Annotated in this window: 7 protein-coding genes and 1 riboswitch; of the genes, 3 read left to right on the forward strand and 4 right to left on the reverse strand. The window is 65.5% G+C overall.

Going from position 1 to position 14,026, the window contains the following annotated elements:
* Positions 1–151: 151 nt before the first annotated feature.
* Together OH491_RS11830 and OH491_RS11835 are read right to left on the reverse strand one after the other, a co-directional pair.
* The gene (locus OH491_RS11830; RefSeq protein WP_084442343.1) at positions 152–4,120 is read right to left on the reverse strand and encodes a LamG-like jellyroll fold domain-containing protein; all 3,969 of its coding nucleotides are present in this window, start codon (positions 4,118–4,120) and stop codon (positions 152–154) included.
* A 99-nt stretch (positions 4,121–4,219) separates the two neighbouring features.
* Positions 4,220–7,864, reverse strand: coding sequence for a TonB-dependent receptor plug domain-containing protein (locus OH491_RS11835; protein ID WP_342751035.1), 3,645 nt, complete (start codon positions 7,862–7,864; stop codon positions 4,220–4,222).
* Positions 7,865–8,430: 566 nt separating this feature from the next.
* A riboswitch (cobalamin riboswitch) is annotated at positions 8,431–8,680 on the forward strand.
* 12 nt (positions 8,681–8,692) lie between these two features.
* Between OH491_RS11835 and OH491_RS11840 the strand changes: the two genes are divergently transcribed.
* The 3 genes from OH491_RS11840 to OH491_RS11850 are packed head-to-tail and all read left to right on the forward strand — an operon-like array spanning position 8,693 to position 11,556.
* The gene (locus OH491_RS11840; RefSeq protein WP_068771225.1) at positions 8,693–9,715 is read left to right on the forward strand and encodes an ABC transporter substrate-binding protein; all 1,023 of its coding nucleotides are present in this window, start codon (positions 8,693–8,695) and stop codon (positions 9,713–9,715) included.
* Between the two features lie 3 nt (positions 9,716–9,718).
* Positions 9,719–10,771 carry a FecCD family ABC transporter permease gene (locus tag OH491_RS11845; RefSeq protein ID WP_068771224.1) on the forward strand — a complete coding sequence of 351 codons (1,053 nt, stop codon included), beginning with the start codon at positions 9,719–9,721 and terminating at the stop codon, positions 10,769–10,771.
* Complete coding sequence (locus tag OH491_RS11850) at positions 10,732–11,556, forward strand: ABC transporter ATP-binding protein (protein WP_342751036.1); 825 nt, start codon at positions 10,732–10,734, stop codon at positions 11,554–11,556. The genes OH491_RS11845 and OH491_RS11850 overlap by 40 nt, the downstream gene beginning before the upstream one ends.
* 68 nt (positions 11,557–11,624) lie before the next feature.
* On the opposite strand, the gene araD is transcribed toward OH491_RS11850, so the two are convergent.
* Together araD and araA are read right to left on the reverse strand one after the other, a co-directional pair.
* Positions 11,625–12,338 (reverse strand): L-ribulose-5-phosphate 4-epimerase AraD, encoded by a 714-nt coding sequence (gene araD, locus OH491_RS11855; RefSeq protein WP_068771223.1) that lies wholly within the window; start codon positions 12,336–12,338, stop codon positions 11,625–11,627.
* 103 nt (positions 12,339–12,441) lie between these two features.
* Positions 12,442–13,962 (reverse strand): L-arabinose isomerase, encoded by a 1,521-nt coding sequence (araA, locus tag OH491_RS11860; protein ID WP_068771222.1) that lies wholly within the window; start codon positions 13,960–13,962, stop codon positions 12,442–12,444.
* Between the last annotated feature and the right edge of the window lie 64 nt (positions 13,963–14,026).

Consider the following 14,026-nt stretch of genomic DNA (forward strand, 5'->3'; position numbering starts at 1 on the left):
ACATGGCGTCTAGCCGCAACGGCCTCGCAGGAGCTCGGCCCTCCAAAAGACCAAATATCATTGGTAATTGGCATGACTCGCGGGCTGGCGCATTTCGGCCTCCCCGTCTCCGCGGCGGTCTTGGCCGCGCGCCCATCGCCATGCGCGATGATCAGGGTGCCTCCCTGAGCGGCACGCTGTTGTTCTTGCGGGAAATCTCCTCGATGCGGTGATCGGGATCGACCACGAGGCGCGCGGCGGCGAGATCGGCGTCCGGGGGAAAAACGAGTTCGATCGATCCGGTTTTTGGATACAGGTCGAGGGGCGCGGGGATCGGGGGAACCGGCGCGGACGCGAGAATCCCGCCGGAGGCGTCTACGAGGGCGAGCGTCGATGCCGGGGCATCGACCGAGCCGAGATTGTGGACGACGACGCCGAGCACGCCAGACGCGCGGCGCGTGATGTCGCGGGGCTCGATGCCGAGATCGGCCCGTTGCGAGTAGGGCGTGCCGGAGGCTGTCTTGCGAAAGCCGAGCACGCTCGTGGCACGGGCCGGAAACACGAGGTCGATGTCGTCGTCGCGCCCGAAGGCGTGCGTGCGCGCGGGCTGGATGGAGGCGTCGGCGCGGTGGTCGTTGTCGAGATCGATGCCCTGGGTGACTTCCCATTGGCCGGGGTTGAGGACCGGGCCGCCGGTGAGGGTGGCGCGCACGGGCGCACCGTCGAGGTTGCAGACGATAAGCGTGAACGCGTCGGGCGTGGCGTCGGGGATGAGGATGGCGAGGCTTTGCGCGGTGGCCGGAGCGTGGAAACGCCAGCTCACGGCATGCCCGTGGAAGATGGAATTGCGGGCGAGCGCGATGCCGCCGAGGCGCGCGCGCTGGAGGTCGGAGGTGGGCACGCCCACGCGGTCGATCCAGAGCGAACCCTCGGTGTTGATGTATTCAAGAAGCTGGCACGCGCGAATCTGCGCCGTGTAGGTGTCGGCGAGGAGCGCCGTGTTTCCGGTGAGCTGCCAGCGGAGATACTCGAAGGAGGCGCCGCGCTGGATGCCCGCGAGGGTGCGGTTCCCGTCGGCGCGGCCCGGGGCGGAAACGGAGCCGGGCGGAACAAAGGCGCGCCCGGCATCGGCCGCGGTCAACCGGGCCGGATCGACGCGGTCGCGCAGCCCGAGGATGTCGATGGCATTGGCGTTTATGTTGGCGAGGGCGGTCACGCCTCCGTCGAAGACGGGGTCGAGGTATTTCGGGTCCGACGTCCACTGCCAGGCATTCCAGAAGAGCGGCCAGGGAAAATAGGGATGCACCGGGTCGGCGAGGGCGGCATCGTCCTCGAAGCGGATGATGGCGGGAATGCCGTGCCGGCCATCGGCGCCGGCCCGGCGGTGGGCGAGGAGTCCGTCGGCAAGCTCGGTGAGGAGACGGCGCGCGCCGGGGTTGCCATTGTAGTCGGCGAGGAGGTGCGCGGGCTGGAACGTGAGGTAGGCGTAGGCGCGCGCGGCGCCCCAGGGCATCTCGGTGGCGATGCGGTTGGCGCCGTAGTAGGAGGAGCGCACATGGCGGTGGCCGGCGGCATTGACGCCGGTGATGCCGTGAAGCGCGCGGGTGGTTTCCATGGCGCGCTCCAGCAGGAGCGGACTGGAGGGCCGGGCGATGAGGCATTCCCCGAGGGCGTTGATTCCCTCCTCGTAGTTGTGCAGCTCGTCGGTCTGGATGGTGTTGAGGCCGCGGGTAAACATGCCGCGGGCATAGGCGGCTTCGAGCAGGGCGAGGTTGGAGGCGCGGATTTTTTCGGGATCGACGCCCATGAGCGCGAGACCGGGCCAGGTGTTGGTGAGGTCGGTGTCGTCGGAGATGCCGCCGCCAAATTCGCCATCGGCGAGCTGCCGGTGGTCGATATACCAGTTCACGAATTTGGCGACGTGGCCGAGGAGCTGGACCTGGCGCGCGGCCCAGAGCGGCGCCCCGTCCGCGGGATCGGGAAGCGGAGGAACGTCGGGCTCCAGAACAGGTCCGGCGGCCGGCCCCACGGCGGCGGCGTAGAGACGCCCGAGATGATGCGTGGGATTGACGCGCAGCAGGTCACCGAGGTCGGCGGCGAAGCGAGTCCAGAGGGAAAACTTGGGGCCGCGGGGCTTTTCCTCCACCTGCATGGCATAATTGTCGCGGACCTGCGTGAAGCGATCGAGCTCGTGCTCGGCGCGCGCGGCCTCGCGGGGTTTGAACACGAGGCGAATTTCGGCGCCAGCAAGGGCGCCGGGAGTGAAATCGGGCGAGGCGGAGGCAAGGGTGAGCCAAAGGGATTTGCCGGGCGGGAGAAGGCGGTCGCGCAAGTCGAGCCAAAGCGTGCGCGGCGGGGTGGCGGAACCGTCGGAGCGCAGGCTGAAGGAGAAATCGAGGAGGTTGCGCGCGGGCCAGAGCGGGTCCTTGACCTGAATATTGAAGGGGACGAGGCCGCCGGGGTGCGTGGGCGCGAGCGGAAGCAAGGGGAGGTCGATGGCGATGCCGTCGAGGGCGTCGTCGCGCGAGTCCCAATCGTTGGGGACAAGGATGTGGACGAGCGGAAGCCCGGCGGCGGCGGGCAGGTTGACACCGTCGGCAGGCGCGGACGCGTCGGCCCTCGCGGGCGACGCGACGAGGACCGCGCGCTCGTCGGCGGGATGGCGTCCGGCGATGTGTGCGGCGAGCGCGGCAAGTGGCGGCGGAAGCCCGTCCGGTCCCGGCAGGCCGAGGCGCCGGACGAGCCGGGGAGCGGAGGCCGGCCCGGCGGCGGCCGTGACGTGGTAGGCGGAAAGCTCGCCGATGGGCTCCTCCTGCATTGTATTTATGAATCGGATACGCTGGCCGATGACGGGCCGTTCGAGCCGGTGCGCGGTTCTTTCCCGGGCGCGCGGACGCTCGAAGAGCGGCGTGACGGCGGCGGCGGTGTCGTCGTAGGGCGGAATTTCGCCGGCGGCGGTGTCGTAGCCGATGCGCCGCCCGCCGGGGAAGGCGAGCAGCTCCATCCTGCCCCAGGCGGCGCCGGAAATCTCAAGGTGATTCCACGGCTCGGGCGGCAGGTGGAAGGTGATGGCGTTGCCCGAGGCGCTGTAGCAATCCCAGTCGGGCAACTGGAAGTAGTCGTTGCGCCCCGGGAGGCGCGAGCGGTTGTAAACGCCGGGCCAGGTGGTTTCGCGGATGCCATCGGTGGCCTTCCACCACCAGCGTTTCAGGTCGAAGGCATCGTGGATCTCGACCTTGCGGACGGTCGTCGCCGGGGCGTCCAACGCGGGCGGCGCGGCGGCGGGGAGGTCCCAGCCGTGGCGGAAATACCATTCGTCGCGCCAGCGGGAATCGGCGAGGCTGCGGGCGGGCGCAGCGGAAACGACGGGCTCGCCCGCGACCTCCGAGGCGAGGCGGGCGAGCCCGGCTTCGTCGAGCATGTGGTCGTAGATGCGGATCTCGTCGATGTCGCCGCCGCGGGTGAAGCTGTAGGCGCTCTGGACGGCATACGGGCTGATGATGCGGGAATGCGGGCCGAACTGGTCGAGGGCGATGTCATAGCGCGCGGGCGCGGCGAGACGTTTTTCGGCGGCAAGTTTTCCGTTGATATAAAGACAAACGCCGCGGGTTTCATCCCAGGAAAACGCGATGTGCGTCCATTGCGACGGCGAGGGAAAGGGCGCGAGGGTGGCGGAGACCCGGGTGCGCGAGAGGCTGGCGTCGGTCACGAAGGCGTCGAAACCGCGCCCGTTGTAGTCGATGCGCAGCCAGGTCATGTCCCAGCTCGAGTGGTCGCCGAACCCCACGCGAAAGACGGGAAACTCGGTCGGCCCGACGGGATAGCGCGAGCGCCAGAAAAAGGAGAGCGTGCCGCGCTGGGCAAAGATATTGCCGGGGGCGCTCCACGCGAGCCGCTGGAAATCGCCGCAACTGAGCGCGGGGCCGCGCGCGCCGTCGGGGATGGTGGTGACGCCGGAGGCAAAGGTGGCCCCGGGCGCGCCGGCGGCGGAATAGTCGGCGTTTGTCCCGTGGTCGGCGGACAGGTGGAAAAGCAGGCCGGTCCCGGGCGCCGCGCCTGCGACCGTCGCCGCCCCTATCCAGGCGGGAAAAAACAAAACGGCGGAAACGAGGACGAAATGAAACCGGAGGCAGAATCGCATGATAAGCCGGAAAGCAGATGATATCAGTGAAGGCCCGGCCTCCCCGGCACGCCCGGGGAGGCACATGATCTTCGCTTGGCAGGGGACTGGCGGATGCATTTAGAAATCGAACGTGGCCGTGAGTATGAATTGGCGGGAATCAATAATACGGTAGGCATAAGGCCGGCCCAGCCAGTCCGCCCTCATGGGTTTCAGTTCGCCGTCCTGGAAGAGATCGGCCACGTTGAGCTGCAATTTCATGCGCACCTTGTCGTTGAGAATCTTGTGCGTGTAGGAAATCCAGAGGTCGGTGTACCACGTCGCGTCATCATAAATGGGTCGGTTGATGTCCGATATGTCCAGCGTCGTGCCGTTGTTTCCGGAGGATTTACCGTAATAACCGATGATGGCCTTGTCCGTCCAACGCTGGGCGCCGCCGACGGCCCAGCCTTTCAACAGGCCGCGGTCAAACGCGTAATTGGTCACCAGGGTGAAATTATACTTGCGCTGCCCCATGGCCTGCTGGCCCTCCATGTCCTTTTGCAGGATGGCGTTCGGAACCAGCACCGCCTTGTAATAATTTTCCACCGTGGTCCATCCGACGTTGCTGTTCTGGGTGATGGTGGTTGCGTTGTTCGCATCCCTGAAGTTGACGCTGTTCCAGAAGACCTCGATGTCGCCCCTGGCCTCGCTGCTGGGATTATCGGAAACAATATAACTGTTGATGCCTCCAAGCCGGTTCAGTGTGGCCAGCCCCGTGGCATTCAGGAAGTCCATGGCCCGGGCGGCGTCCCACACGGGCTTGCGCAGCGCGAACCACTCCTCGTATTCCTTGTTGATATTGGTGTTTGTGGTCGTGACCTTGCTCGCGGTCGCCTTGATGGTCCAATTGGGCAATGGATTATAATTGACCGACACCTCCACGCCCTTCGCCTTGGCGGAAGTGGTTCCCCTGACGATTCCGCCCAGATGCCTGTAATAATCATAGTCGTTCAGCCCCCACTTTTCGCCCACCCATTGCTGCATCGCCCTTACCTTGTCCGGGTCCGTGTTGGACTTGCCGACAGTCCAGGGATTCGTCCAGTCCGTGGTCGAGGGATCGCCGCCGTCATTGAGCATGTAGATATGCTCCAGCCAGCCGCGGTAGGCGGTGGTGTCGATATGATAAATGAGTCGCTCCAGCGCGCCGTTATACGGCACGTTGTCGTTGTTGGACTCGAACCAGTTCACCCGGGCAAAGAGCTTGTTTTTGAAGAGCGAAAACTGGACGCCGTAGTCTTTCCCTTCGCCCTGGGGCTTGGGCAGCACGGTGCCGAACGGATCGACATAAGTCGAATCCGGGGCGTCGAAATTATCCGATTTGTTGTAACTGAAACCGAGGTTTTCGACAAATTCCCAAAAGAGGCTGCCGCCGGAGCGTTTCGCGATGGACTCCCAGTTGAGGAAGGGCTTCACGACCGCCCCAACGGTGTTGGTGACGCCGCTCAGCCTGCTCCAGTCGTTCCAGTGCTTGAAGACTTCCCCGTATTGATAATAACCGTCGGAAAAATACATTTTATCCCAATCGACCTGCGCGATGTCGGCGGGCTTGGTGGCGGTGTTGCGCGTGCGATTGATATCGCGGCGGATGCCCGCGGTGGTGATGATGCGGTCCTCCCACAGGTAGCCGGTCCAGCCCGCGCTGTAGGAGGTGAGCTTGCGCGCCGACATCCCCGTGTCGGTCTCGGAGACGTTCCAAATCATGGTCATGTCCACCTCCTTGAACTGGTTTTGCGCATAATCGTAAACCGCGATGGGAGCGGTGAGGACGCTGGCGTCAAGCCCGCCGGATGCCTGGGTGACGCTGCCGGCGGAGGGGCCTCCCGCGATATCGGAGAGATAGAAATGACGGCGGATGGTGCTGCCGTTGCCCGACTGCCTTTTCCAACCTGCGACAGTGGGATTCGACGTGTAGCGATACTCGCCCTCCGTCGAACCGTAGCCATAGCTCAGGCGACGGCGGAGGCCGGTCTGCTCATGGTCCAGATAGGACGCCAGTCCCATGATCTGGTGGCGGCCAAGCCACCTGGTCCAGTTGCTGTTCTTGGTGAAATCGGGCGTGTAGGCGAGCATGGCGCGATATTGGTCAACCGTCGCGGAGTTCTCTATGCGGTCGATGGCCGCATCGTCCTGCACATAGGGCTGGCCGAAAAAGGGATTCGGCGTCCCGTCCGAATTATACATATTGGTGTCCACCCTGAGGGTGGTCGTGTTCAACTGGCCCACAGTGTAGCTTTGCAGCGAGTCGAAATCCTGCCGGAACCAGCCGGCGTTGAAATGAAGCAGCCCGGAGACGATCTCCTGCTCGATCTCGACATTATAATTGGTGTTCCGCTGGCTGCCGAAATTCATGGTGAGGAGGTTGACCTTCTTCCAGTCATAGATCGAGCGGTCGGTCACGCCCGGGTAGAGTTTCTGGCCGAAATAAGGCTCGTCAATCGACATGGAGTAAGGCGAGTTCTCCACCTGCCACCAGTCGTAGATGTCCGTCCAAGCCTGATTATCATAAACATAATTGGCGTCCCCCGCGGTGGTGCTGAACGGATAACGGGTGGCGGCCGGCTCGTTCCAATGGCCGGTCGCCGGCCGGTTGCCGCCCAGGGGCTGGAACCAGCGTTGCAAGTTCCCGTTGGAAACCTGCATGATCGTCCGCGCATTATACGTGGCCATGCCCGGCACATAGAGGATGGAGTTGACGTCGCTGATCGCGTTTCCGCTGAAGATGGAGATGCCGTTGTATTGGGTTTTGTCGGCATTCCACTTGGTCCCGTCAAAGTCCTCGCGTTGCTCGATATAATTCCTGAGCGTATCCGCCATGTATGAATTCGGCGAACCCACGAGCATGGAAATTTCCTCCCCCGTGGCCAGCGAGACGAATTTGTGGGTCCTCGCATCATACACGGGCATGCCGACAAACTTGCCGTTGGGCAGCGTGGCGTTGCGCCATTCGCTCACACCGTCGATGGGGGAAAGCGTGTTCGGGCGGCGGTTGTCATTATCATAACCCTCGATGGTGGCGCGCAGCGTGGTCTTCTTGAAGGGCTTGTAGGTGATCGCGCCATACTGGCGGCGGGTTATGTCATAGGAGGGCTTTCGCTCGAATTGCTGGTCGTTATACAAAAGCGCGCCGTAGATGGCGAGTTTGCCGTCGATCAGGCTTTTATTGAACGAGAAGCTGGCGCGCTCGGAGCCGCGGTCGTCCACGCGGATTTGCACCTGCGCGTTGTTTTTGTTTAGCTGGGCCTGGGCGGTGCTTTGGTTGACGATGCCCGCCGGGCTGCCCATGCCGAAGAGCATGGAGTTGGGGCCGCGATTGATTTCGACGGAGGCGGTGTTGTAGGAATCGAACGGTATCTGGGGAAGCGTCTGATAATAATTGAGCGCAAAGCTGGGCGAGCCGAGGCCTCGGACGCGGTTGGCCGTGGCGTTGGTGGAGGCGGTCAGCGCGCCGCCGATGTTGCCCCCGGCAATCGATTCGAACACCCCGTCGGGGCGGTTGCCGTTCCTGACATCCGGCGTGTAAGTGGTGGAGCCCTCGGTGCCGAGTTCGTAGCGGAAAATATCGTTCACATCGAGCGAGGCCGTATCATCCATTTGTTGCTTGGTGACGACCGTGATGGCCGCGCCCAAGTCCGCTATATTTGTTCTCATGCGGCTGCCTGCGAGGGTGTTCTCGGCGAAATATCCCTTCTCCCTCGTGGAATCCACCTGGAAGGGAGACAGCATGATCACCTCATCGCCGGAAGTCGGGGTAACCTGTTGTCGAATCTATATTTGCAGCGGAAGAAACAGGCTCGTTGACGACGGTATCATTTCTGACGGCCTGGGCAAAAACGGATGACGCTGAAACGACGGCGAGAAAAACGCCGCCCATCATCCGCGCGAGGATAGGATGCTCATATCGGGAGTGCATGGGTATGGGGGACCTTGGTTATAGTTTTTATTACAAGTGTATAATAAAATCCGAACTCGTGTATTTATTGCCAATTTTCCGAATATATCCAGTTCGTGGAATTATTACAGTAAGACCAAACACCATGAGTATAAAAGAAGGCGTCATGCCGCCGCTCTTTCATTTTAGTCTTTCACTTTTGGGGTTTTGTCCGGCGGTGAATATTAAAAGCATCCGGCAGAATGCAATGCGGGGACTTCGCAAGCCCGGCCCCTGCCTGCGACTGCGCGCCGTCGCGGTCTCGCCGCATTGACACCCTTCGCAATTGCATCCGCCTGCCGCGGCATGGCTGACGACAGGCTTGACGTTGATGACGCCGGGGAATGAATTGGCGCCTCCTGTTTTTTGAAACCCTTCCAGGCCCTCCATCAAAAGGGCCGACGCGCATCGCCTCAGGGAACGCCGTGCAAACCGGCGACAGTCGCGCTGCGGTATCGAGCGTTTTTCCCTCCCGTCCCGACGCGGACCTTTCGCGCCGGGTAAACCGCCAGTCCCGCCTGCAACGCGGGGTGAAGGCCGGAGGGGGATGTCGGGGATGTCCTCTCCCCGCGCGCCCGGAGTCCGAATACCTGACGACGCGTTTTTCCGACTTCATCGCTCGAATGAAAAATCATCCTCCTGCCCGCGGCGCCGTCGCCGCGACTTGCTTTTGGCTGCGCCGCTTCCGTCCGGCCGCGATTCTCCGTGTCAAGCCGTCCGGCCGCGGCGCGCTTGCAGCCGCCGGCCTGCTCATGGCGGCGGGTGCGTTTGCGGAGGGTGCGTTTCCGATGGCAATCACGGACGGGTTTGGGCGACGGGTGGTGATTGCGCAGCGGCCCGAGCGCATCGTGTCGCTGGCGCCGTCGCTCACGGAAACCGTGTTTGCGGTCGGCAATGGCGCACGGCTGGCGGGGGTCACGCGTTTTTGCAATTTTCCCGCCGAGGCGGAGGCGCTGCCCAAGGTGGGCGGGTTTGCGGCGCGCACGATCAGCATCGAGGCGATCGTGGCGCTGCGTCCGGACATCGTGCTGGCGGGCGACGAGGGCCAGCGTCCGGTGGTCGAGGCGCTGGAGCGGCTGGGAATCCCGGTGGTGGCGGCGAGGGTGACGGATTTTGAAACGCTGTTCGCGTCGATCCGGTTGCAGGGACGGCTGGCGGGGCGAGAAACGGAAACGGATGCGTTGATCGCGGGGCTGCGCGCGCGGGTGGAGGCGGTGGCGCGGCGGGCGGCGGAAATCCCGGAGGAAAAGCGCGTGCGGGTTTACTGGGAGGCGTTCGACGAGCCGTTGATGAGCGCGGGGCCGCGCAGCCTGATCGGCCGGCAAATCGCGCTGGCAGGAGGCGTGAATATTTTCGGCGAGGCGCGCGAGCCGTATCCGCACGTGAGCGGCGAGGCGGTCGTGGCGCGCAATCCGCAAATCATCATGAACTCGCGCATCCTCCCCGCGCGGATGTCGCTGACGGCCGGGCGGCTGGCGCGGCGTCCGGGCTGGGCGGGCATCGACGCGGTGCGCGAAGGTCGGGTGTTCACGCTGCCCGACGAGCTGGTGACACGCGCGGGACCGCGCCTGGTGGACGGGCTGGAATTGATGGCGCGGACGATTTACCCGGGATGGTTCGATGCGGGAACGGAGGCGCAACGTTAAGCGATGAGCCGCGCGCGCACAGGCTTCTTTCTAAAACCACCGGGCTGGCGGCGGACGCCGGTTTTGCTGGCCGCGCTCGGCGTGGCGCTGGTCGTCGCGGTGCTGGCGAGCCTGGGACTGGGCTCGGTGACAATGGGACCGGGACGGGTGGTGGCGGCGGTGCTCCGCTCGGCCTCGGCGCAGGCGACGGATGTCGTGATCGTGTGGGACCTGCGGCTGCCGCGGACGCTGCTCGCGGCGTTGGTGGGCGGGGCGCTGGCGGCGGCGGGCGCGGCGTTTCAAGGGTTGTTTCGCAACCCGCTCGCCGACCCGCATGTGATCGGGGCGTCGAGCGGCGCGGCGCTCGGGGCGACGGTGGCGATTTCGTCCGGTTTGGGCGCGACGACCCTGGGATTCGGACCGGTGCCGCTGGCCGCGTTCGCCGGCGCGCTGGCGACGGTGGCGGTGGTGTATGCGGTGGCGGAGTCGGGCGCGGGCGGCGCGTCGGTCGCAGGGCTGCTGCTGGCGGGGACGGCGATGGGGTCGATGCTGTCGGCGCTGGTTTCGTTTTTGCTCATCTGGCAGGAGCAGCCGTGGTTTCATGTGTTTGGCTGGCTGCTGGGCGGATTTTCGGGGCGTTCGTGGCATCATTTGTGGGTTGCGCTGCCGTGGCTGGCCGCGGGCTCGGGCGCGCTCTGGCTGATGTCGCGTCCGCTGGATGCGCTGACGGGCGGCGACGACGTGGCGCGGGGGCTCGGGTTGTCGATCCGGACGACGCGGCTGCTGCTCGTGAGCGCGGCGGGACTGGTGGTGGCGGCGGCGGTGGCGGTGAGCGGCATCATCGGTTTCGTGGGGCTGGTGGCGCCGCACATCGCGCGGTGGCTGGTGGGCGCGGGCCATGCGCGGATGATTCCGGTGAGCGTGCTGCTGGGCGCGGTGTTGCTCGTGGCGGCGGACACGGCGGCGCGGACGTTGCTGGCGGCCACGGAGATCCCGGTGGGCATCCTGACCGCGGCGCTGGGCGGGCCGTATTTTTTGTGGCTGCTGAAAACGCGCGGGAGGCGCATGGCGGCATGAGCGGCGGCGGGGCGATTTTGCGGGCGGTCAACCTGCACTGCGGCTACGGCTGCGTGGAGGTGCTCGGCGGCGTGAACCTGGAGGCGCGCGAGGGCGAGGTGCTGGCGCTCATCGGGCCGAACGGCACGGGCAAGACGACGCTGCTGCACACGCTGGGGCGGCTGCTCCCGGCGCAACGCGGCGAGGTGCGGCTGGGCGGGCGGGCGCTGCGCGGCATGCGGTCGCGCGAAGTGGCGCGCATGCTGGCGCTGGCCCCGCAGCGGGCGCCGCACTCGGCCTGGCCGCTCGCGGTGGCGGAGGCCGTTGCGCGCGCCGCACCGGGCTGGCTGCTGCCGCTCACGGCGGCGGACCAGGCGGCGGTCGACGCGGCGATGGCGCGCATGCGCGTCGCCGCGCTGGCGGGCCGGACGCTCTCGACCCTGTCGGGCGGGGAGCTGCGGCGGGTGATCCTGGCGCGCGCCCTGGCGCAGGCCCCGCGCGTGCTGCTGCTCGACGAGCCCGCGACATATCTGGATTTGCAACACCAGGCGGAACTGCTCGCGCTGGTGCGCTCGCTGGCGCGCGACGACGGGCTGGCGGTGGTGCTGACGATGCACGACCTGTCGCTGGCGGCGTTGTGCGCCGACCGGGTGGCGCTGCTCGCGCCGGGCGGGCTGCGCGTGACGGGGACGCCCGCCGAGGTGCTGCGCGAGGAGATATTGCGCCCGGTGTATGGCGAGCGGCTGGAAGTGTTCGCCCATCCCGCCAGCGGCAGCCCCGTGGTGCTGCCTCTGGCCGAGCGGTGAGCCGCGTCACGGGACCGAAGCGTGCACAGGCGCCCATTGGAAAACGGCACCTGTTTTCACGTCCGCGCTCAGGGCTGGCCGTAGTAGGCGCCGGGACCGTGTTTGCGTTTGAAATGTTTGTTGAGGAGCGCGGGCTCGATGGGGGCGAGGGAAGGGTCGAGTTGCAGGGACATGAGCGCCATGCGGGCGATGCACTCGACGGCCACGGCGACCTCCACGGCTTTCGCGACGGTCGGCCCCCACGTGAAGGGCGCGTGGCGGTTGACGAGGATCGCAGGGTAGTCGAGCGGGGATTTTTTCCGCCGCCCGAAGTGCTCGACGATGACGTTGCCCGTCTCCCATTCGTAGGCGCCGCCGCCGATTTCGGCGTCGGTCAGTTTGCGGGTGACGGGGATGTCGCCGAAAAAATAATCCGCGTGCGTGGTGCCGAAAATGGGGATTTCCCGCCCGGCCTGGGCGAAGGCGGTGGCGTGCGAGGAGTGCGTGTGCACGACGCCGCCGATCTCGGGAAACGCAAGGAAGAGGCGGCGGTGCGTGGGCGTGTCGGAGGAGGGGCGGAGTTTGTTCGCGGGCTCGACGGGGCGGCCTTCGAGGTCGATGAGCACCATGTCGGCGGGCTTGAGCGCGGCGTAGTCCACGCCGCTGGGCTTGATCGCGAAGACGCCGCGGGCGCGGTCGATGGCGCTGGCGTTGCCGAAGGTGAGGTTGATGAGGCCGTGGCGCGGGAGCGCGAGGTTGGCCTCGCAGGCCTCGCGTTTGAGTTCGGTGTAGTCGGCGGGCATGTTTTTTTGTCAACCGCGAAGGACGCGAAGGGCGCGAAGAAAAATCATGATTGTTCTTCGCATCCTTTGCGTCCTTCGCGGTTGTTTTAATGGTTCCGGTTTTTCAATTCCGCAGCCCTTGGGCGGTGGCGTAATAGAGGTCGTTGTGGCGAAGCCGGTCCTTGAACTCGCGCAGGCGGGTGTCGCGGTCGATGACGGCAAGCTCGATGCCGGCGATGTTGGCAAAGTCCTCCAGATGCTCGGTCTTGACCGCGTAACTGTAGCCGGTGTGGTGCGCGCCGCCGGCCTGGATCCAGGCGGCGAGCGCGGTGCGGAAATCGGGCCGGCATTTCCAGACGGCGCGGGCGACGGGGAGCCGGGGCAGCGGTTTCGGGGGCCTGATGGCGGTGACTTCGTTGACGACGAGGCGGAAGTGGTTGCCCAGGTCGATGAGGGAGGCGTTGACGGCGTCGCCGGCGGGCGCGTCGAAAACGAGGCGCACGGGGTCGTCCTTGCCGCCGATGCCGAGGGGATGGATTTCGAGCGAGGGTTTTTTGCCGGGCGCGGCGATGCTCGGGCAGATTTCGAGCATGTGGGAGCCGAGCACGAGCGGGTTTTTCGGGTCGAGGTGGTAGGTATAGTCCTCCATGAAGGAGGTGCCGCCCTTGAGTCCGTGGGCCATGACTTTCATGGCGCGGACGAGCGCGGCGGTTTTCCAGTCGCCTTCGCCGCCGAAGCCGTAGCCGTCGGCCATGAGGCGCTGGACGGGGAGGCCGGGGAGCTGGTTGAGACCGTGCAAAACCTCGAAGGTGTCGGTGAAGGCTTTCGCGCCGGTTTCGTCCAGGAGCGCGCGGAGGCCGAGCTCGATGCGCGCGGCGTCGCGGAGCGAGGCGTGGCGCGTGCCGCCCTTGCGGAGGGCGGGGGCGAGCGTGTAGGCGGCGGCGTATTCGGCGGCGAGGGCGTCCACGGATTTTTCGGAGACGTCCGCGATGCGTTCGACGAGGTCGCCGATGCCGTGGCTGTTGACGGAAAAGCCGAAGCGGATCTCGGCGCCGACCTTGTCGCCCTCGGTGACGGCGACCTGGCGCATGTTGTCGTCGAGGCGGAGGACGCGCGCGCCCTGCCAGTCGTGCCAGGCGCGGGCGGCGCGGGCCCAGGCGTCGATGCGGTCGTGGACCTCGGGCTCGCTCCAGTGGCCGACGACGACCTTGCGCTCGAGGCGGAGGCGGGTGTGGATGAAGCCCGCCTCGCGGTCGCCGTGCGCGGCCTGGTTGAGGTTCATGAAATCCATGTCGATCGTGCCCCAGGGGAGATCGCGATTGTATTGGGTGTGCAGGTGAAGGAAGGGTTTTTTCAGGCCGGCGAGTCCGCGTATCCACATTTTGGATGGCGAGAAGGTGTGCATCCAGAGGATGAGGCCGGCGCAGCCTTCGTCGGCGTTGGCCTCGGCCATCACGCGGGTGATTTCATCGGGCGTGGTGAGGAGCGCCTTGTAAACGACGCGCGCGCCCCGGATGCGCCCGGAGGCGCCGAGCGCGGCGGCGATTTTTTGCGCGTTTTCCGCGACTTGCTTGAGCGGGCCGGGGCCGTAGAGGTGCTGCGAGCCGCAGAGGAACCAGATTTCGGGCGTGGCGAGATTTTTCATGATGGGCGGGAGTGAAAATATCAAAGACACCTCCCCTTCTTTCCTCTTTATTCTTTCTCTTTCC

The organism is Termitidicoccus mucosus, assembly GCF_038725785.1.
Classification (GTDB): Bacteria; Verrucomicrobiota; Verrucomicrobiia; order Opitutales; family Opitutaceae; genus Termitidicoccus; species Termitidicoccus mucosus.

Coding starts and splice junctions, on each gene's coding strand:
- OH491_RS11835 (WP_342751035.1), bottom strand. CDS start 7,864: ATGCTGTCTCCCTTCCAGGTGGATTCCACGAGGGAGAAGGGATATTTC.
- OH491_RS11845 (WP_068771224.1), top strand. CDS start 9,719: ATGAGCCGCGCGCGCACAGGCTTCTTTCTAAAACCACCGGGCTGGCGG.
- OH491_RS11830 (WP_084442343.1), bottom strand. CDS start 4,120: ATGCGATTCTGCCTCCGGTTTCATTTCGTCCTCGTTTCCGCCGTTTTG.
- araD (WP_068771223.1), bottom strand. CDS start 12,338: ATGCCCGCCGACTACACCGAACTCAAACGCGAGGCCTGCGAGGCCAAC.
- OH491_RS11840 (WP_068771225.1), top strand. CDS start 8,693: ATGAAAAATCATCCTCCTGCCCGCGGCGCCGTCGCCGCGACTTGCTTT.
- araA (WP_068771222.1), bottom strand. CDS start 13,962: ATGAAAAATCTCGCCACGCCCGAAATCTGGTTCCTCTGCGGCTCGCAG.